Source organism: Dryocola boscaweniae (assembly GCF_025215095.1).
GTDB classification, from domain to species: domain Bacteria; phylum Pseudomonadota; class Gammaproteobacteria; order Enterobacterales; family Enterobacteriaceae; genus Dryocola; species Dryocola boscaweniae.
Genome location: NZ_JALHAP010000041.1, coordinates 1 through 480 on the forward strand (window position 1 = coordinate 1; position 480 = coordinate 480).

The 480-nt window shown below is 47.5% G+C and carries 2 tRNA genes and 1 rRNA gene; all 3 read right to left on the reverse strand.

Annotated features, from left to right (window positions below):
- Positions 1–26: 26 nt before the first annotated feature.
- Positions 27–102, reverse strand: a tRNA-Ala gene (locus tag MUA00_RS00215).
- 154 nt (positions 103–256) lie between these two features.
- Positions 257–333 (reverse strand) — tRNA-Ile (locus tag MUA00_RS00220).
- Between the two features lie 68 nt (positions 334–401).
- Positions 402–480 (reverse strand): 16S ribosomal RNA (locus tag MUA00_RS00225); the annotation flags it as partial.

The window sequence follows — 480 nt, forward strand, 5'->3', positions numbered from 1 at the left end:
TTGAGATAGTATTGAGCATGAAAGGATGGTGGAGCTAAGCGGGATCGAACCGCTGACCTCCTGCGTGCAAGGCAGGCGCTCTCCCAGCTGAGCTATAGCCCCATCGATTTCGTAAAACCTTTGATTTACCACTCACGCTGAGGCCTTTCCTTTTTCTTTCGAAAAAGAAAATGCAATTCGTGCTGAGACAAGGCATGGAATGACGAAACATACTTAAGTATGTGAGTTATTTCATAACGCAGTATCAGGGAGAATTTGGTAGGCCTGAGTGGACTTGAACCACCGACCTCACCCTTATCAGGGGTGCGCTCTAACCACCTGAGCTACAAGCCTATAAGGTTTTACTGCTCGTTTTCTATCAGACAATCTGTGTGAGCACTGCGCGGGTTGTATCTTTAAGGTAAGGAGGTGATCCAACCGCAGGTTCCCCTACGGTTACCTTGTTACGACTTCACCCCAGTCATGAATCACAAAGTGGTA